The sequence below is a fragment of the Mesorhizobium sp. AD1-1 genome, assembly GCF_020164655.1.
Lineage (GTDB): Bacteria > Pseudomonadota > Alphaproteobacteria > Rhizobiales > Rhizobiaceae > Mesorhizobium > Mesorhizobium ciceri.
Window position 1 is genome coordinate 35,562 of sequence record NZ_JAIUGP010000006.1, and the last position, 19,112, is coordinate 54,673.

Consider the following 19,112-nt stretch of genomic DNA (forward strand, 5'->3'; position numbering starts at 1 on the left):
CGCGGCTCTCTCAGGCGGCGGCAGTGCGCCGTCCCGGCACCGGATTGCCGGGCGGTTCGTGGCCGAGCGGCGTCACCAGCGTCAGGTCGGGATAGCCGTTCTCGATCAGCTTGACGGCAGCCTGCGTCACCTCGTCGTCGGCCTCCAGCATGGAGAGAAAGACCTCGGTGGCGTCGCCGGTCAGACGGCCGATGCCCTGCGCGTCGGCTGGTCCGCATTCGACCACGACCAGATCATAAGCCGTTGTCAGCGATTGCATGATGATCGGCAGCCGGTCGGCGGCGCGCATGGCGCGGACCGGATCGGCGGTTCCGACCGGAATGACGTGACAGTCCGAGTAGAGATCGGCATGGATGACGTCACTGAACTGCGCTTCCGAAGCGAGCAGGTTGGTGATGCCGGGAAAAAGTCCGCTGTCCAGCATCGGCCGCGAGGCGGCCCCCGACGCGGTGAGGTCCAGCAACAGCACGCGCAGCCCGGCGTCGGCGACTTCGCGCGCCACCAGGATCGCCGATGCAGCCGCCTCGTCGCCTTCCGGCGAGACGAATATGGCGCGCGCCGCACCGCTTGAGATCAGCTTTTCGGCAGCCCTTTCGATGTCGATCTCGCCCAGGGTGGAGCGCGCCGGTTCGGGCTCGACAACCGTCTGCTCTGTCGCCGCCGTAGCGGGCATTGCGACCACATCCGGCGCCTCGGCCATGGCCGGCATCGCAGCGGCATAAGGCTCCGCATCGGCTTCATGCGCAGGTTCAGGCAGTTCCTGGTGAATGAAGGGTTCCTGGAAGACGGCAGGCTCGGGGCGGACAAATGGCTTGGCGGCCGGCGTCTGCGCCACATGGGGCATCGCGACCTCATCGATCCGTTCGAAACGGGAACCGCTCGCCGGCCGCATCGCGCGGCCTGAGAACAGCTCCCGCAGAAGCGTCACGATGGCCATGATCAGCAGCGATGCGGCGAAAGCCGCGCCGACGATGGGCCCCACCTTCGGGAAATAGGCCTCGGAGGGAACCGACGCCTTCGAGGCGATCCGGGCGTCGACCGGCAGATAGTTGCGGTCCTGGCGCGAAGCGGCTTCGCGGTAGTTGGTCAGGTAGAGTTCGAGTTGCTGCCGCTTGGCGGTCGCGTCGCGCTGCAGTGCGTCGAGGTCGACCTGTTGTTCGCCGGCCTGCGCCGAAGCGGCTTTCAATGTGTTGACGTCGGCGACGAGCTGGTTCTCGCGGGCCTTTGCCGTCTCGGCCTGCATCAACAGGCCTTTCATGATCTTCTGGGCCTCGCTGCGGATCTGCGCGTCGAGATCGGACAGTTGCGATTTCAGCGCGCGAATGCGCGGATGATTTCCAAGCAGCGTCGTCGACAGATCGGCGATGTTGGAGCGCAATTCGACCTGTCGCTCACGCAAGCGCTGGATCAGGTCCGACGACAGAACCTCCGGCACTGCGTCCAGCGAACCGCCATTCTGCAGCGCCCTGCGCACACCGTCGGCGGTCGCTTCGGCCGCAGCGCGGTTGGCGCGCACTTTCGACAGTTCGCTCGACAGTTCCGAAAGCTGCTGGGTGGCCAGCACCGAATTGTTGCCACCCATCAGAAGATCGGACTGGGCGCGATAGGCGGCGACCTTCGCCTCCGCATCCTTGACCTGCCGCTGCAGGTCGGCGATCTCGGGCGCCAGGAAGTCTGCCGCGGCGCTGTTCGATTCGAGCTTTGCCGCCCCTTGCCCCGCTATATAGGCGGCAGCGATGGCGTCCGGTATGGCGGCCGCGAGCTTGGGATCTTCCGATGAGAACTCGACGGCAATGATGCGGGTCTTCTCGACGCCGTAGACGTTGAGCTTCTCGTGCATTTTCTTGAGCACGCGCTCTTCCGTCGGAATTTCCATCGGGTCGCTTTTCAGGCCGACCAGAACCAGAGCGCGGCTCAGCGCCGACATGTCGAGCGCTTCATTGAACTCGGGCAGTTTTTCCAGCCCAAGCTTTTGCGAGACCTGCTTGAGGATTTCGTTGGAGGAAATGATCTGGACCTGGGTGGCGACGCCCTGCTCGTCGAGAATAGGCTTGTCGGTGTCGTTGTTGTTGCTGGCCGGCCGCGTGTAGATGGATTCGCGCGGCGCGATCTCCACCTGCGTCTCGGCCTTGTAGTGCCGGGTTGCCAGCGAGGCGAAAGCAAAGGCCAGCCCGGTCGCCAACAGGACGACGAGGCCTATACGCAGCCAATTCCTCGCCAGGCTGGCGAAGAGCTGCCTGAGATCGACATCGACATCTGCGGCCGCGGACTGAACGGACATGCATCCCTACTCCGATACTGGGTCAGCACGCACCGTAAACAACTATGGTAACTCAGCCGTTAAGATCGCGGTAAGTTTCCGTTAGGGTTTACTGGCGGGCGACAAACAAAACCGCCAGAAATCGCAAAAACTCTTGCCGATGCGCCACGTGTCGGCCGCTCCCTTTACCGGCCATTAACCCTAACAGGATGATAACGGGCCTCGATCCCTGATGTTTGCTGCGACGCCGCAGCGGCCCAGTCGAAGGTACTTGTCCGGTCATGAAAAGCACTGCTTCCCTGTTTCGCGCGCTGCTTGCCGTATCGATGCTGGCTGGCTGTTCCAGCTACCGGCCGACGCCGGCCGCCTTCCATGAGGTGCTCGATCAGCCCTACCGTCTTGGCGCCGGCGATCGCGTCCGCGTCACCGTGTTCGAGCAGGACGGGCTGACCAACACCTACAGCGTCGATCAATCCGGCTATCTCTCCTTCCCGCTTGTCGGCGCCATACCGGCGCGCGGACACACCGCGCAGCAGATGGAAAAGGAGATCGCCGACAAATTGCGGCAAGGCTATCTGCGCGATCCCGACGTTTCGGTCGAGATCGACCGCTACCGGCCGATCTTCGTCATGGGCGAAGTGGGTGCCGCCGGCCAATACTCTTACGTCCCCGGCCTGACGGTGCAGAAGGCAATCGCCATTGCCGGCGGCTTCACGCCGCGCGCCAACCAGGAAAGCGTCGACATCACCCGCGACATCAACGGCAAGGTGATGACCGGCCGCGTGGTCACCTCCGACCCGCTGCTGCCGGGCGATACGGTCTACGTCCGCGAACGCCTGTTCTGACAGATACCAAGTGGCGGACAGGCTCAGGATCGTCCATTGCTTTCGCTCACCCGTCGGAGGAATTTTCCGGCATGTGCGCGACCTGACCGAGGCGCAGGTCGCCGCCGGTCATTCCGTCGGCATCGTCTGCGATTCGACGACGGGCGGCGCGTTCGAGGAACATCTGTTCGAGCAGATGAAGAACATGCTGGCGCTCGGCATTCATCGCACGCCGATGCAGCGCCACGTCGGTCCCGGCGACCTTGCCTCGGCCTGGCGCACGTACAGGATCATCAAGGAATTGCGGCCGGACGTACTGCACGGACACGGCGCCAAGGGTGGCGCCTATGCCCGTCTGTTCGGCTCGTTGTTGCGGGTATCAAGGTCTCGCGTAGCCCGCCTTTATTCGCCGCATGGCGGCTCCCTCCACTATGACGAGAACACGACCACCGGAAAGCTGTTCTTCGCGCTCGAGCGCTTCATGGCTCGCTTCACCGACTATCTGCTGTTTGTCTCGGACTATGAGCGGCGGACCTATCGCCACAAGGTCGGCGAGCCGCCCATTCCCAACACCCTCGTCTATAACGGCCTGCGCGCCACTGAATTCGAGCCGGTGATCACCGCGCCGGACGCAGCCGACCTGCTTTATATCGGCATGATGCGCGACCTGAAGGGGCCGGACATCTTCATCGACGCATTGGCGCTCGCCGGCCCACGGTTCGGCCGCGCGCTGACCGCGGTGATGGTCGGCGACGGCGACGACCTACCGCGTTACCACGGGCAAGTGAAACGCCTCGGGCTCGAGCGCCATGTCCGCTTCCTGCCGCCGATGCCGGCCAGGGAGGCCTTTGCCCTTGCCGCGCTTATCATCGTTCCTTCGCGCGCCGAAGCCATGCCCTATATCGTCCTGGAAACGCTTGCTGCGGGAAAGCCGATGATCGCAACAGCGGTCGGCGGCATTCCGGAGATATTCGACACCGGTTCCCCTGCCCTGATCCGACCTGACCCGATCGAGCTCGCCGAAAGGATGAGCCAGGCGCTGGCCGACCCGGCCGCCTATCGCGACCTGATGCCGGATGAGGCCGACCTCAAGGCACGCTTCGGCGCCGATGTGATGGCCGCCGACATCGAGAACGCCTATTTCGCCGCGCTCGACAGGTAGGCGCAGGACCAAGCCGTTCCAAAGCCGTATGTTGTTTCAAGGGTTTCTTAGCTCTCTTTTGCTATGACCGAGGGGAAGCTTGCGGAAAGCCCTCATGAACGAGATCGACCCCGCGCGCCGCTTTTCAGCAGAGGCGGTGCGTAAATTCGACGGCCCGGCCGATGGCGACACGCCAAGCGGCATGAACGATGTCGCGCGCCAGGTCGCCTCGCAGTACCGGCGCGATACGATGTCGCCGATCATGGTCAGCGGTGTCCTGCGCATGGTCGAATTCGGCTTGCTGTTCCTGTCCGGGCTCGCCGTCTATTTCCATTATGTCGGGTTCTTCAATTATCTCGCCTGGCAGTATCCGGTAACGATCGCCGCCGCGTCGTTCCTTGCCGTGGTGCTGCTCGACGTCACCGACTGCTACCAGATCGTCGCCCTGATGCGGCCGATCGCCAATTTCGGCCGCGTGCTGCTGGTCTGGGCCGGCACTTTCGCCCTCATGGCGCTGACGGCGTTCGTCATGAAGATGTCGGAAAACTATTCGCGCCTTTTGTTGGGCAGCTGGTTCGTCATCGGCTTCGTTCTCATCTTCGGCCTCAGGCTGGTAATGTCGAAGCTGATCCGGGCCTGGGCGCGCGATGGCCGCATGGAGCGGCGCGCCGTCATCGTCGGCGGCGGCAAGGCGGCGGAAATCCTGATCCGCTCGGTCGAAAAGCAGCCCTACAACGATATCCGCATCTGCGGCATCTTCGACGATCGCGGCGACAAGCGCTCGCCGCCCATCGTCGCCGGCTACCCCAAGCTCGGCACCATTTCGGAACTGATCGAATTCGCCCGCATCGCCCGTATCGACATGCTGATCGTATCGTTGCCGCTGACCGCCGAATCGCGCGTTCTGCAGTTGCTGAAGAAGCTGTGGGTGCTGCCGGTCGACATCCGGCTGTCGGCGCATTCCAACGCACTGCAGTTTCGCCCGCGCGCCTATTCCTACATCGGCGCGGTGCCGATGCTCGACATCTTCGACAAGCCGATCAACGACTGGGATTCGGTCGCCAAGCGCGCCTTCGACATCGTCTTCAGCCTGATCGGCATCGTCGTGTTCTCGCCGGTGATGCTGGCGACCGCCATCGCCATCAAGCTCGACAGCAAGGGGCCGGTTCTGTTTCACCAGAAGCGGCACGGTTTCAACAACGAGATCATCGAGGTCTACAAGTTCCGTTCGATGTATACGGACAAGGCCGACCCGACCGCCAAGCAGACCGTGACCAAGAACGACCCGCGCGTCACCCGCGTCGGCCGCTTCATCCGCAAGACCTCGATCGACGAGTTGCCGCAGTTCTTCAACTCGCTGCTCGGTTCGCTGTCGCTGGTCGGCCCGCGTCCGCACGCCATCGCCGCGCAGTCGCATAACCTGCTCTACAACGAGGTCGTCGACGGCTATTTCGCCCGCCACAAGGTCAAGCCCGGCGTCACCGGCTGGGCGCAGATCAATGGCTGGCGCGGCGAGATGGACACCAACGAGAAGATCCGCATGCGCACGGAGTATGATCTCTACTACATCGAGAACTGGTCGCTGCTGTTCGATTTGCGGATCCTGTTCCTGACGCCGCTCCGGCTGCTCAATACGGAAAACGCCTATTGAGCGCGATCAGCCATGATCTGCCGCGCGCGGCGGTCAACGCCAAGCTGATCGCGCTGATTTCCTCGGGCGCGGTCTTCATCGGCATTCTGCTGTCCGGCTTCGTCATCAGCGAGCCGGCGCCCTATGAGCTCTACATGGCGGGGCTGATTGCCATCTGGGCGCTTTTCGGCTTGCGGATTTCCCGCGCGGCAACGCCGCTGCTGGTGCTGCTGGTGACGATGAACATCGGCGGCATGATCTCCATGACGCAGATGGCGGACCTCGCCAACACGCCGCTCTATCTCGCCGTGTCGCTGTTTCTCGCCTTCAGCGCGGTGTTCTTCGCATCGATCACAGCCGTACAGCCGAGCCTCTACCGATTGATCTTCATTGCCTATGTGGTTTCGGCCGTGGTCACCTCGCTGCTTGGCATTGCAGGCTACTTCCATGCCTTTCCGGGCGCCGAGATGTTCACCAAATACGACCGTGCCGCCGGCGCCTTCCAGGATCCGAACGTGTTTGGACCGTTCCTGGTGCTGCCCGGCATCTATCTGCTCTATTTGCTCCTGACCGGACCGGTGACGCGCATGCCGCTGCTGGCGGTGCCACTGCTGATCATCACCGCCGGCATCTTCTTTTCCTTCTCGCGCGGCGCCTGGGGCATGTTCGCCGTCTCGGCCGTCCTGCTCACCGGCTGCCTGTTCCTGCAGAGCGCCAGCGGCAAGTTCCGGCTGCGCGTGGTGGTGATGACGATGGCCGCGCTGGCATTGCTGGTCGTCGCCATGATCGTCATCCTGCAGCTGCCCGGCGTATCGGAGATGTTCTCCAACCGTGCCCATCTCGAACAGAGCTACGACACCGCCCGCCTCGGCCGCTTCGCCCGCTACGGCATCGGCTTCCAGATGGCGATGGAGCATCCGTTCGGCATCGGCCCGCTGGTCTTCGGCACGATCTTCGGTGAAGACACCCACGACATCTGGCTGAAGATGCTGATGGATTATGGCTGGCTCGGCTTCGTGTCGTTCCTCGCGCTCGTCTTGTGGACGATAGCAGCCGGCTTCCGCATCCTGCTGCGCGACCGGCCGTGGCAGCCCTATCTCCTGTGCGCCTACGTCGCCTTCATCGGCAATATCGGGCTCGGCACCTTCATCGACATCGACCACTGGCGCCATGTCTACCTGCTGCTCGGCCTGATCTGGGGCGCCATCGCGCTGGAATACCGCCACCAACGGCTGTTGCGGCCTGCCTTGCAGGGCTCGCCGGCACCGGCATACAAGTCGCGGGAGTGAGAGGGCTTCACGTTGGCCTTCGGTGGAGATCCGGCCCGCTCTACATCACGACGAAGACAGCTTCGAGAGCTTCCCGAATACGAAGTTTCTGATGGATTTCCTGACTAGGCGCTCTACATGCGCTTTACTCGGCTTCATTTGCGTTTTGAAGCGTCAGGCCAGTGTAGATCGAGTGCTCGACGGACGGTTGGTCCATGGCAAAAATATGCGGTTGTGGCAAAAACATCACATAATTTCATTTCGCTCCCGGCTATTGTTGTTCCCGAGGGAATTACTTGGGTTGGGAGAAATACGTGAATAGATTCTTAGCAGTTCTCGCGGTTGCCGCCCTGTCGGCAAGCACCGCGTCAGCAGCAGACATGTTGGCCCCGGTTGCGGGGTCGGCCTATGACTGGAGCGGCCTCTATGTCGGCGGCCATCTCGGCGTTGCCAATGGTGACATCACGGCAACGGATATGACCGAGCCAAACGGTGGGTTCTTCACCGACCTCGTTCCGGCGGGAACAGAAGGATTTGACTTCAACAAAGCCGGCGTCGCCGGCGGTATCCATGCAGGCGCGCAATGGCAGTGGGGACAGTTCATTCTGGGCGGCGAAGCGACCTGGACGGCAACGGGCATCCGCAAGACCATCACCAGCCCCTATTTCCCGGACAGCGACACCGAGACCGCCAAAATCTCGAATTATGCCACGGTCGTCGGCCGCGTCGGCTACGCCTTCGATCGCGTGCTGATCTATGCCAAGGCTGGTTATGCCGGCGGCAAGGTGGATTTCCGCGCCCGAGACAACGACGCCCTGGTGACCTACGAAAAGAATGAGTGGCAGAACGGCTATGCGCTCGGCGCTGGCATCGACTATGCCCTTACGAACAACCTCTCGCTTGGCGTGGACTACACCCACGTTGACCTCGGCCATAAGACGAGCACGGGCGACAACGTGTTCGATGATGGCACTCTCGGCGACAATCCCGAGACCTATCGCACAGAGGCAAAGGTCGATGCCGTGATGGCCCGGCTAACCTACAAGTTTGGAATGGGTCAGTAGTGCATCGACATCATTTTCGCGGATCAGATCTAGCGTCAGGGGAGCTCGTCAGCGCTCCCCTTTCCTCGTAGCCTACATATTCCTTCGAACATTCTGGCGATTGAACGAAGTCTTGAACTTCTTTGGGCAATTGCAGCCTAGAGCGGTGCAGGCTATGCCCTTCCAGGGCAAGACAAAGCACGTAGTGTGTCCGCCCTCGGTGACCGGAACCTAAGCAGCACTTGCGGTATGATTTGTCGGTGTGACTTTCGGTCACCAAAGGCACACCGGGACACCGTCTGTTCCCATTTCACCAATTTCAGCGAATTCGCCTCTTGCTTCTGAACCCTTGAGAATATAGGGCTTTCCGCGGTCCGGAGTGTAGCGCAGCCCGGTAGCGCACTTGACTGGGGGTCAAGGGGTCGTCGGTTCGAATCCGGCCACTCCGACCATTTTAGAAGCAGGACTTGCCCCCAAAAGTCCGCCTTTCCAGATGCCCGGTCAGTCTGGCCAAATCTCGGATCGGGATAAAATCCCGGAATGTATTCTCAATCGCCTTGCTCGAACTTCGGTTGGGCCCCCTACCCCTGGCACACATCCACCCACTCAGCGCCGATTAGCTCAACCATGCGCTGCGGGCTGATCCGCACCGCCGCATTGGTGGCGCCGGCGGCGGGAACGACCTCGTCGAATTCGCGCAGCGATGCGTCGCAATAGACCGGCAGCGGCGCCGGCAGGCCGAACGGGCAGACGCCGCCGACCGGGTGGCTCGTCGCTTCGACAACTTCCGCCGCGTCGAGCATGCGCGGCTTGCCGCCGAACTGGTCCTTGAACTTGCGGTTGTCCAGCCTGGCGATGCCGCTGGTCACCACCAGCATGGTGCGCTCGCCGACGCGCAGGCAGATCGTCTTGGCGATCTGCGCCGGCAGCACGCCATGCGCCTCGGCCGCCAGGGTCACCGTCGCCGAGCTCGCCTCCGTGACGATGACGTCGATATCAGGCGCGTGGGCGGCGAAGAACGCACGAACTGAGTCCAGGCTCATATCGAAAAACCCATGGTTCAAAAACTTGAAGGACGGCGGATTGCTGTCCAGCAGCCGGGGCCGCCGCGCATATAAGCACGCGCGGCATACAAATCGGCAAGCGCCAGGCTGAAGCAGACGCTGCGGCAGGTACAAAGAAACCCGCCAAGAGGGCCTTGGCGGGTTCTCTGGAATGCCTGGTGCGGGTCTACGCCAGCGATCGACCTTGCGCCGCCGGCGGCGCAGCCGGGGTGATCAGAGCTTCCTGGGGAAGGTGAAGCGCGGACACAATACGACGCAGCTTCGACGGATCGGTCACTCTGCCGCTTTCGATATCCTCAATCTCGTCCACCGCCAGGCCGCATGTCAGGGAGAGCTCTTCCACGCTGTAACCGCGGGTCTCCCGCATCGCTCTGAGGGTGTTGTAATCTGGCCCGCTCCCGTTGGTTGCCGGTTCGGAGTGGGGTTCGCTTTTCGCATTATGGGGCATTGGCAACTCCATGACTGAAAGAGTTTGATCAAATGAGGAGTGTTGCCTGAGACGGTCGGGAAGATGCCCTCTCACTGGTGATTTGCCAAGAGCCAAAATGGCCGTCACGGGATCGTGAACCGGGTGCCTGGCGCGGCCTCTGGCGCACACGTCGCGATCAAGTTGTTTTGAAGGCCTGATTGGCCTTTTGCCGGCAGTTTCGCCGCGCCCATTCGTTATCTCCGGGTCGCTGGCGCGAAACCATCCGGTTCCAGCCAGTTCTTTCCCGGAAGGATTTTTTGCAATGAACTTGAAGACAGTCATGGTCGTGCTCGGCACGATTTCCAGCCTTTCCGTCGCCGGCGCGGGCGCCGCCCAAGCCGCGGGCGCGCTGCGTGTGCGCGGCACGGTGGTCAGTTTTAAGCCCACGCTGCTCACCGTGAAAACCCGCCAGGGCGATACCGACGCGATCAAGCTCAAGGCCGGCTGGAAGATCTCGGGCGTCGCCAACGCCTCGGCAACGGGCATCAAGCAGGGCGATTTCCTCGGCATTGCCTCCGTTTCGAAAGCGGATGGCGGCAGCGGCGCCCTGGAGGTGGTGGTCTTTCCGGCCGCGCTGAAAGGCACCGGCGAGGGTGACCGCCCTTGGGACCTGCAGCCAAACAGCCGGATGACCAACGGCACCGTCGCCGACGTTACCGATGTAAGCGGGCGATCCGTCACGCTGACCTATGACAATGGCCAGACCAAGAAGATTTCGATTCCCGACACCACCCCTGTCGTCACCTTCGCGCCGGCGACGCCGACCGACCTCAAGCCGGGTGCGACGGTCTTTGTCACCGCTGAGCGGGGCAGTGACGGCGCACTCAGCGCCAGCCGCGTCGTGGTCGGAACCAACGGCGTCGTGCCGCCGATGTAGTCGGACAGGCGGCCAATGGGCCGCCTCTCGATCTTGCCGTGCATGGTGGCGGGAGGCTGGATTGGGCAGAAACAGTCCAGAAACAAAATTCTACAATCGGGAAATACTGACGAAAAAATTCAGGCGCGTAATTCCATTCGCGGCGGCCGGGCTATCGCCCCGATCCATATGCGCCCGCGAAACAAAAGGAAACGATCCATGAAGAAGTCCCTCCTCTCGGCCCTCGGGCTTGCAGTTGCATTGGCTTTCACGGTGCCCGTCATCGGCGCGACGAGTGCGGATGCGGCGCCGATGGCAAAGCATCATCGTCACCACCATCATCATCGCCACCATGTCCGCCATCACCATCATCACCGCCACCACCACCATGTGATCGGAAACAAGGCCTAAGCACCGCAGACTGCCACCGAGAAGAGCGGCCTTGGCTTCCTGTCCAAGGCCGGTCGTCTCTTGGCATTGCGGCGCGTCAGCTCGACACGATTTGGGCGCACCGTCGAATGACGGCGCCAGCTATCTCCACCATCAGAAGCACCGCCTCAGCGCCGGCTGAACAGCAAACTGGCGACAAGACCGAGCACCACAAGGCCGACAGCGGCGGCAGCCGCCGGATGGTCGCGGGCCGACCTCTCGATCACCCTGCCCTGTTTGCGCAGTGCCGGCATGGCATCGCGCAGACGCCCCGCAAGATCGGAATAGGTGTCGAAGGCTGCATCGCGACCGTCCTCGTAGTAGGCGCCGCCTCGCCTTGCCACAGCCCTCTTCAGGCTGGCCAGTTCTTTGGTGAGAGCCGCGACCTGCCTGTCGAGATCGATGTCCGAGAGGGTCGAAAATGATGCCATGATGTGTTTCCTTCACTTGCAGAAGGAAACGTAACGCCTCACCGGAAGACGGGTTCCGGTTTCGAACTATCGCGTCGGGCTGCGGTCAGCGCACCTGATCAAGCAGGCGCTTGCATTCCAGGAGATCGAACAGCGCCTCCTGCAGCAAGGCCCTGTTGTCGCGCGAGAGTTTCGAGGCATCCGGCTGCACCGGACCGTCCTCGTCGCTCTTGCCCAGGCCGAAAAAGCGACGGCTGGGTTTGACGCGCGGCTGGCCGACCAGTTCGTCGTCCATGCTGCGCGGCTGGGCCGCCGACGTCAGCGGCACCTGGTCAGCCTGCCTTCGCTGCGAGATCGCCTCGACGGCGGCCATGTCGCCATTGCCGATGGCAACCAGGAAATGGTTGCCGTTCTCGCGCAACAGCTTCTGCACGCCCTTGATAGTGTAGCCCTGGTCGTAGAGCATGTGACGGATGCCCTTGATCAGCTCGACATCCTGCGGCCGGTAGTAACGACGGCCGCCGCCGCGCTTCATCGGCTTGATCTGGTTGAAACGCGTTTCCCAGAAGCGCAGCACATGCTGCGGCAAATCGAGATCTTCGGCGACCTCGCTGATGGTACGAAAGGCGTCGGGGCTCTTGTCCATGGGCGAATCCTCACGCTGGACGATGATCCGGCCTAGCTGCCGAATCGGGGCTTATTTCAGCGGTTTATGAAGCAATATTCAAGCCCGGCGTCATGGCGGCGGCGGTTTTCAACCGCGCTGTAGGATTACTTGCCGCTTTTGGCCTTGCCGCTCTGATGGGAGCGCAAGATACGGCTCTTCAGCACGTTGGACGACTTGAAGGTCATCACCCGACGCGGCAGGATCGGCACTTCCTCGCCGGTCTTGGGATTGCGGCCGATACGCTCGTTCTTGGAGCGGACGTGGAATGTCGCGAAGGACGACAGCTTCACCGTTTCGCCGCGCACGATGGCTTCGCAGATTTCATCCAGCACCGCTTCGACGAGTTCGGCCGATTCAGTGCGCGACAGGCCGACCTTCCGGTAAACTGCCTCGGCAAGGTCGGCGCGCGTAAGTGTCTTTCCCCCCATGCGACCGTCCCATCAGCTCAAAACATAAAATTCGGCACAACAACGGCAGAGCCTAAGTAATTGATCCGTCAAGGTCAAGGACCGAAACTGGACCGTTCGGCACTTACCAGCGAACCAGGACAGCGCCCCAGGTGAAGCCGCCACCCATCGCTTCCAGGAGGACGAGATCGCCCTTCTTGATGCGGCCGTCGGCAACGGCCACCGACAGCGCCAACGGCACGGAAGCAGCCGAGGTGTTACCGTGCAAATCGACCGTAACCACCACCTTTTGCTCAGCTATCCCGAGCTTCTTGGCGGAAGCGTCAATAATTCGTTTATTGGCCTGGTGCGGCACGAACCAGTCGAGATCCTCGGCTGAGATACCGGCTTGCGCAAACGTCGCCTCGATGACGTCGGTGATCATGCCGACCGCGTGCTTGAAGACTTCGCGGCCCTCCATCCGGAGATGGCCGACCGTACCCGTCGTCGACGGCCCGCCATCGACAAAAAGCTTGTCCTTGTGCGTGCCGTCGGAGCGCAGGCTGGCCGCCAGAACGCCATGGTCGGCGATCGTGCCCGCGCCCTCGCCCGCTTCCAGGATCATGGCACCGGCGCCGTCTCCGAACAGCACACAGGTCGACCGGTCGCTCCAGTCGAGAATGCGCGAGAATGTTTCGGACCCGATCACCAGGACACGCTTGGCCAGGCCGCCGCGGATGTAGAGATCGGCGGTGGTCACGGCATAGACGAAACCCGAACAGACCGCCTGCATGTCGAAGGCAAAGCCGTGATGCATACCGAGCCGGTTCTGGATCTCGACGGCGGTGGCCGGAAACGTGTTGTTGGGCGTCGAGGTCGCCAGCACGATCAGATCGATGTCGGCGGGCGTGAGGCCCGCATTGGCAAGTGCGGCACGTGCCGCCGCTTCCCCCAGCGAAGCGGTCGTCTCGTCATCGCCCGCGATGTGGCGCTGGCGAATGCCGGTGCGCTGGGCGATCCACTCGTCGGAGGTCTCGACCATGCCTTCGAAATCGGCATTCTTCATGATTCGGCGGGGCAGCGCGGCGCCCGTGCCGCGCACGACTGATCTGATCAAAGTTCTTTCCTATTCCTTTGCGTCGGTGACGACGTCGGATTTCCTAGATGACAGGGCGCGCGGGTTGCGCGCATGAAACAGGTCCAGATCGGCCTCGATACGGTCGAGGAGGTTGTTGCGGACCATGTCATAGCCGAGTTCGATCGCGGCGGCGAACCCGTCAGAATCAGCACCGCCATGGCTTTTGACGACGATCCCGCTCAGCCCCAGGAAAACGCCGCCATTGGAGCGGCCGACATCCATCTTTTCGCGCAAGCGGTTGAAGGCGCCCTTAGCGAAGACGTAGCCGATCCTGGCCATCAGGGTGCGGCTCATCGCGGCGCGCAGATAACCCGCTATCTGGCGCGCCGTGCCTTCCGCGGTCTTCAGGGCGATGTTGCCGGCGAAGCCCTCGGTCACCACAACGTCGACCGTGCCCTTGCCGATATCGTCGCCCTCGACGAAACCGTGATAGTTCATCGAGGCCATGTTGGCTTCGCGCAGCATGCGCCCCGCCTCCTTAACCTCTTCCTGGCCTTTGATCTCCTCGACGCCGACATTGAGCAGGCCGACGCTGGGCCGGGCTATGCCGAAGACCGAGCGCGCCATGCCGGTGCCGAGAATGGCAAAATCGATGAGCTGTTGCGCATCGGCCCCAATGGTCGCGCCGACATCCAGCACCACGCTTTCGCCGCGCAATGTCGGCCAAAGGGCTGCGATCGCCGGGCGATCGATGGTGGCCATGGTGCGCAGGCAGAACTTCGACATCGCCATCAGCGCACCGGTGTTTCCCGCGGAAATGCAGGCGTCGGCCGTGCCGGCCTTGACCGCTTCGACGGCCTTCCACATCGATGACTTCCAGCGGCCGTGGCGCAGCGCCTGGCTCGGCTTGTCGTCCATCCTGACCGCAATTTCGCAATGGAAGAATTCGCTGATCTCGGCAAGCTTGGGAAATTTGGCGAGCTCCGGGCGCACGACCTCCTCACGCCCGAAGATGACGAAGCGGATGTCGGGACGACGGGTCGCGACCGTCATGAGCGCTGGAATGACCACGGCTGGTCCGTGATCGCCGCCCATGGCATCGATGGAAATCCTGATCACGCGGTATTTGTCTCACGGTTAGGCGGCAGGTCGTTTAGCGACCGCGAAGGTTCGGCGAAAATAACGGTTTTGGGCTGCCACACAACCGACTTTTCCGTCGCGGGCGAGCTTTTCAGGATTTTCCCAGCAAGGATCGCAGTTTTTGCTGAAATTCATTCTCCGCCGGTTCGGTCTCGCTGCCGGCGTTGAGCGATGCGCCCTGCTTACGCGGATAGGGGTCGATGGCGAGCCCGAAATACTGTTCGGCGAGTGCCCCGACATCGATCGTGTCACCGGAAAATGTCTCTGGACTGTCAGGGCCTTCCGCGTCGAGCAGGATCTCGCCGCCACCATCGAAACCCTGCCGTCCAAGCTTGGAATCCTCGGGCAGCAGCAGCGCTTCGACCGGTTCGTCGATATGCGCTTCGACAGGCTCGAGCGTGACGATGCAGGCCTGGGTGATGTCGGCTTCGACACGACCGCTTATCTTCACGCCATTGCGCTTCCACGACGCGACCAGAAGCTCGGCGCGATAGGATTCGACCGAAATCAACCCGTGCTCCTCGGCCAGTGCCGCACGCTGTGCGGCATCGGCTTCGATAACCAGCGGCAGGCCCTTTTGCGGCAGGCGCGTGATGTTTGCACGGAAGGAGACCGGGCTTTGCGGGTCCACATGCTTCATTGTTCAACCTCCTTGGCGGCGGGAAAGGTCAGCGTGCCGGAGACAATCGATTCGGATGTCTGCGCGGCCAGATGATTGCGCGCGTCGGTAACATAGTTGGCCAGCAGCGATGCCTCCAGCCAGGCGCCCGCGTCGGGCCGGACATTGCGGGCAAGAGCCGCGGTCAGCGCTTCATGGTCGTTTCTTTCCAGGGCATCGTCATAGGCAGCGGTTCGGCCATAAAACATCTTTGCCAGCTTTTTCATGCGTTTGGGCACGCCAACGTCGCCAATGCCCAATTCCCGCAACGAATGGTCGACGTCGAGGAAGAACTCGTCGATCAGCACCTGGGCGACCTCTTGCGCCGCACCGCTCTCACCGCGCAACCTGTGCTGGAACAGGAACATGTGCAGCGACAGCATCTCGAAACGGCCAAGCGGCGTGTCTGGCACATTCCAGTGGGAATAAAACACCGTCTGCCGCGCCGCCGCCACGATTTGTGCGTAAAGCGCCTCGGTGATAGCGCGGTTGGCGTAGCGTTCGCGGCCAAAAAAGCGCTGGAACATTGGGGATGGTCTCCTGGGGACCGTTTGTTGAAGTGGGCTTGTTGCATCGGCAAGCAAGCTGGTTTACCGGTTTCGCGGCCCAGCGCAAGTTGCGGCCAGCTAATGGAGTTGTTGTTGCGCGCGCTGAATTTCAAGTCGACCTTCTCGTCCAGGCCCGCCGGCGCGATCTCGCTGCTGATGATCGTTTCGGCACTATCGGCCTGCCACACCTCCAAGATGATCGGCGACCTCAGCCCGAGTGAGACGCTGACGCAAGGTTACGTCATAGACCAGCAGGCAATCGACCTGGTGCCGGTCGGTTCGAGCCGCGAGCAGGTGCTTCTGGCGCTCGGCACGCCGTCGACGACCGCGACGTTCGACAACGAGGCCTTCTATTACATTTCGCAGACGCGCAAGCGCTACGTCGCCTTCGACAAGCCACGGCTCATTGATCAGCATGTGCTGGCGGTCTATTTCGGCGCCGATGGCCGCGTCACCCAGATCGCCAATTACGGGATGAAGGACGGCAAGATGTTCGACTTCATCTCACGCACCACACCGACCGGCGGCAAGGACCAGAACTTCCTCAGCCAGATCATCAACGGTGCCAGCAAGCTGGCACCTAGCATTCCGGGCGGCGGCGCCTAATTCCTTTCGGCTTCCATTCCTGGAGCCTCATCATCTCAGGCGACCAAAAACCCGCGGGAGCGATCCTGCGGGTTTTTGTTGTGGCCTCGATCAGGGCAAGATCCCCGTATGTTTGCCGGCGATGCTTAAGCCGTCGAAACCCAAGCCGGTAGATGAGATACCGGCGCATTTACCGCATGCAAGAGATCGGCTTGTTGACGCGTCGACATGGCTTTGCTCAACAAAAAACCCGCGGGATCGCTCCCGCGGGTTGTTTCGGGCTGAAGTCTAGATCAGCCGTGCGCGAGCACGGCCAGCAGCAAGAGCGCGACGATGTTGGTGATCTTGATCGCCGGGTTGACGGCGGGGCCAGCGGTGTCCTTGTAGGGATCGCCGACCGTGTCGCCGGTCACCGAAGCCTTGTGCGCCTCGGAACCCTTGAGATGCTTGACGCCGCCCTTGTCGACAAAGCCGTCTTCGAAGGACTTCTTGGCGTTGTCCCAGGCGCCGCCGCCAGAGGTCATCGAGATGGCGACGAACAGGCCGTTGACGATGACGCCGAGCAGCGAGGCACCCAGCGCTGCAAAGGCGGACGCTTTCGAGCCAGAGATCAGCAGCACGCCGAAATAGACGACGAGCGGCGCCAGCACCGGCAGCAGCGACGGGATGATCATTTCCCTGATTGCCGCCTTGGTCAGAAGGTCGACCGCGCGGGCGTAGTTCGGCTTCGAGGTGCCGGCCATGATGCCCGGATCCTCGCGGAACTGCTTGCGCACCTCCTCGACGATGGCGCCCGCCGCACGGCCGACGGCCGTCATGGCGATGCCGCCGAACAGATACGGGATCAGCCCGCCGAAGATCAGGCCGGCGACGACGTATGGGTTGGAGAGATCGAAGGAGATCTCGCCCATGCCCTGGAAGTAGGGATATTTGTCGCCATTGGCGGCGAAGAACTTCAGGTCGTTCGAGTACGCGGCAAACAGCACCAATGCGCCGAGACCAGCGGAGCCGATGGCGTAGCCCTTGGTCACCGCCTTGGTGGTGTTGCCGACCGCGTCGAGCGCGTCGGTGGAGTGGCGCACTTCCTTGGGCAGGCCGGCCATTTCGGCGATGCCGCCGGCATTGTCGGTGACCGGGCCGAAGGCATCGAGCGCAACGATCATGCCGGCAAGGCCGAGCATCGTCGTGACCGCGATCGCCGTACCGAAGAGGCCGGCAAGCTGATAGGTCGAGATGATGCCGCCGACGATGACGATCGCCGGCAGCGCCGTCGATTCCAGCGAGACCGCGAGGCCCTGGATGACGTTGGTGCCGTGACCGGTGACCGACGCCTGGGCGATGGAATTGACCGGGCGCTTGTTGGTGCCGGTGTAGTATTCGGTGATGACCACGATGAGACCGGTCACCACGAGGCCGATCAGGCCGCAGATGAACAGGTTCTTGCCGGTGATGACCATGCCGGCGACCGTGCCGACCTCACCCCAGCCGAGCGTCACCTGGGTGGCGACGCCGAGGCCGACGATGGACAGCAGGCCAGTGACGATCAGGCCCTTGTAGAGTGCGCCCATGATCGAGCCGTTGGAACCGAGCTTGACGAAGAAGGTGCCGACGATCGAGGTCAGGATGCAGGCGCCGCAGATGGCGAGCGGATAAAGCATGGCCGCACCCAACACGGCGGTGCCGCCAAAGAAGATGGCAGCCAGAACCATGGTGGCGACGACAGTCACCGCATAGGTTTCGAACAGGTCGGCGGCCATGCCGGCGCAGTCGCCGACATTGTCGCCGACATTGTCGGCGATCGTGGCCGGGTTGCGCGGATCGTCTTCGGGAATACCGGCTTCGACCTTGCCGACGAGATCGCCGCCGACGTCGGCGCCTTTGGTGAAGATGCCGCCGCCGAGACGAGCGAAGATCGAGATCAGCGATGCGCCGAAGCCGAGCGAGACCAGCGAGTCGATGACGATGCGGTCATTGGGCTGGAGGCCCATGAAGTGGGTCAGGATGAGGTAGTAGATCGACACGCCGAGCAAGGCGAGGCCAGCAACCAGCATGCCGGTGATGGCGCCCGATTTGAACGCGATGTCGAGGCCGGCAGCGAGGCTGTTCGATGCGGCCTGCGCCGTGCGAACGTTGGCGCGAACGGAGACATGCATGCCGATGAAGCCGGCGGCGCCTGAAAGCACCGCTCCGATCAGGAAGCCGATCGCGGCGGTGATGGACAGCAACCACCAGGCGAGCACGAGGACGACGACGCCAACGATGGCGATGGTAGTGTACTGACGCGCCAGATAGGCTTGTGCGCCCTCGCGGATAGCCGCGGAGATTTCCTGCATGCGTGCATTGCCCTGATCGGCCGCAAGGACCGAACGTGTCGCCCAGATGGCGTAAAGGATTGAAAGCAGGCCGCAGGCGATGACGGCGGAAATAATTGTCATTGCCGGATTTTCCTCGAGTGATGGCCCAAAAGAACCCCTCCCTGGGCCGTTGAGACAAAGACCGGATTCCGAGCACGGAATCCGCCTCTTCGCAGCGGTGTATGCGAAACAGGGCTGCGAACGTCAAGATATTGTTCGGTTTTTGCCCGGCTTTCGCCCAAATGGTTGGGACCAGGCGGCGGCTGCCGTCAGCACCCTGCGATTAGATCGATTGAAATTAG

The 19,112-nt window shown here is 62.3% G+C and carries 18 protein-coding genes and 1 tRNA gene; 8 read left to right on the forward strand and 11 right to left on the reverse strand.

The window, feature by feature from the left end; genetic code table 11:
- Window positions 1-10: 10 nt before the first annotated feature.
- On the reverse strand, window positions 11-2,281 hold the full coding sequence (locus LB519_RS13480) for a GumC family protein (protein ID WP_224620238.1): 2,271 nt from the start codon (window positions 2,279-2,281) through the stop codon (window positions 11-13).
- Window positions 2,282-2,541: 260 nt separating this feature from the next.
- Here LB519_RS13480 and LB519_RS13485 point away from each other — a divergent pair, with 260 nt between their 5' ends.
- The 6 genes from LB519_RS13485 to LB519_RS13510 all read left to right on the forward strand — a co-directional run bounded on the left by LB519_RS13485 (window position 2,542) and on the right by LB519_RS13510 (window position 8,618).
- A complete protein-coding gene (locus LB519_RS13485) occupies window positions 2,542-3,105 on the forward strand; it encodes a polysaccharide biosynthesis/export family protein (protein WP_013532220.1) in 564 nt (187 codons plus the stop codon).
- 10 nt (window positions 3,106-3,115) lie between these two features.
- A complete protein-coding gene (locus LB519_RS13490) occupies window positions 3,116-4,246 on the forward strand; it encodes a glycosyltransferase family 4 protein (protein ID WP_127368454.1) in 1,131 nt (376 codons plus the stop codon).
- Window positions 4,247-4,340: 94 nt separating this feature from the next.
- Complete coding sequence (locus LB519_RS13495) at window positions 4,341-5,876, forward strand: undecaprenyl-phosphate glucose phosphotransferase (protein ID WP_013532222.1); 1,536 nt, start codon at window positions 4,341-4,343, stop codon at window positions 5,874-5,876.
- A complete protein-coding gene (locus LB519_RS13500; protein ID WP_224620239.1) occupies window positions 5,873-7,144 on the forward strand; it encodes an O-antigen ligase family protein in 1,272 nt (423 codons plus the stop codon). The genes LB519_RS13495 and LB519_RS13500 overlap by 4 nt, the downstream gene beginning before the upstream one ends.
- A 275-nt stretch (window positions 7,145-7,419) precedes the next feature.
- The gene (locus LB519_RS13505) at window positions 7,420-8,187 is read left to right on the forward strand and encodes an outer membrane protein (protein WP_013532224.1); all 768 of its coding nucleotides are present in this window, start codon (window positions 7,420-7,422) and stop codon (window positions 8,185-8,187) included.
- 354 nt (window positions 8,188-8,541) lie between these two features.
- Window positions 8,542-8,618 (forward strand) — tRNA-Pro (locus LB519_RS13510).
- 129 nt (window positions 8,619-8,747) lie between these two features.
- On the opposite strand, the gene LB519_RS13515 is transcribed toward LB519_RS13510, so the two are convergent.
- Entirely contained in the window at window positions 8,748-9,209 is a 462-nt protein-coding gene (locus tag LB519_RS13515; RefSeq protein ID WP_224620240.1) for a YbaK/EbsC family protein, read from the reverse strand.
- Window positions 9,210-9,396: 187 nt separating this feature from the next.
- Window positions 9,397-9,981 carry a helix-turn-helix domain-containing protein gene (locus tag LB519_RS13520; RefSeq protein ID WP_224620241.1) on the reverse strand — a complete coding sequence of 195 codons (585 nt, stop codon included), beginning with the start codon at window positions 9,979-9,981 and terminating at the stop codon, window positions 9,397-9,399.
- Between LB519_RS13520 and LB519_RS13525 the strand changes: the two genes are divergently transcribed.
- Window positions 9,962-10,576, forward strand: a complete 615-nt coding sequence (locus LB519_RS13525; protein ID WP_224620242.1) for a hypothetical protein — start codon at window positions 9,962-9,964, stop codon at window positions 10,574-10,576. The genes LB519_RS13520 and LB519_RS13525 overlap by 20 nt on opposite strands.
- A gap of 536 nt (window positions 10,577-11,112) precedes the next feature.
- On the opposite strand, the gene LB519_RS13530 is transcribed toward LB519_RS13525, so the two are convergent.
- The 7 genes from LB519_RS13530 to LB519_RS13560 all read right to left on the reverse strand — a co-directional run bounded on the left by LB519_RS13530 (window position 11,113) and on the right by LB519_RS13560 (window position 15,850).
- A complete protein-coding gene (locus tag LB519_RS13530; protein WP_013532229.1) occupies window positions 11,113-11,415 on the reverse strand; it encodes a hypothetical protein in 303 nt (100 codons plus the stop codon).
- A gap of 85 nt (window positions 11,416-11,500) precedes the next feature.
- On the reverse strand, window positions 11,501-12,040 hold the full coding sequence (locus LB519_RS13535) for a MerR family transcriptional regulator (RefSeq protein ID WP_013532230.1): 540 nt from the start codon (window positions 12,038-12,040) through the stop codon (window positions 11,501-11,503).
- A 125-nt stretch (window positions 12,041-12,165) separates the two neighbouring features.
- Window positions 12,166-12,489, reverse strand: a complete 324-nt coding sequence (locus LB519_RS13540) for an integration host factor subunit alpha (RefSeq protein ID WP_013532231.1) — start codon at window positions 12,487-12,489, stop codon at window positions 12,166-12,168.
- 103 nt (window positions 12,490-12,592) lie between these two features.
- Entirely contained in the window at window positions 12,593-13,564 is a 972-nt protein-coding gene (locus tag LB519_RS13545; RefSeq protein ID WP_024504674.1) for a beta-ketoacyl-ACP synthase III, read from the reverse strand.
- Window positions 13,565-13,573: 9 nt separating this feature from the next.
- Window positions 13,574-14,644: a phosphate acyltransferase PlsX gene (gene plsX, locus LB519_RS13550; protein ID WP_024504675.1), complete on the reverse strand. Its 1,071-nt coding sequence runs from the start codon at window positions 14,642-14,644 to the stop codon at window positions 13,574-13,576.
- A gap of 112 nt (window positions 14,645-14,756) precedes the next feature.
- A complete protein-coding gene (locus LB519_RS13555; RefSeq protein ID WP_027162417.1) occupies window positions 14,757-15,305 on the reverse strand; it encodes a YceD family protein in 549 nt (182 codons plus the stop codon).
- Window positions 15,302-15,850: a ubiquinol-cytochrome C chaperone family protein gene (locus LB519_RS13560; RefSeq protein ID WP_063167769.1), complete on the reverse strand. Its 549-nt coding sequence runs from the start codon at window positions 15,848-15,850 to the stop codon at window positions 15,302-15,304. Before LB519_RS13560 ends, LB519_RS13555 begins: the two co-directional genes overlap by 4 nt.
- A gap of 114 nt (window positions 15,851-15,964) precedes the next feature.
- Here LB519_RS13560 and LB519_RS13565 point away from each other — a divergent pair, with 114 nt between their 5' ends.
- A complete protein-coding gene (locus LB519_RS13565) occupies window positions 15,965-16,477 on the forward strand; it encodes an outer membrane protein assembly factor BamE (RefSeq protein ID WP_013532236.1) in 513 nt (170 codons plus the stop codon).
- 272 nt (window positions 16,478-16,749) lie between these two features.
- On the opposite strand, the gene LB519_RS13570 is transcribed toward LB519_RS13565, so the two are convergent.
- Window positions 16,750-18,891 carry a sodium-translocating pyrophosphatase gene (locus LB519_RS13570; RefSeq protein WP_127365843.1) on the reverse strand — a complete coding sequence of 714 codons (2,142 nt, stop codon included), beginning with the start codon at window positions 18,889-18,891 and terminating at the stop codon, window positions 16,750-16,752.
- Window positions 18,892-19,112 lie beyond the last annotated feature (221 nt).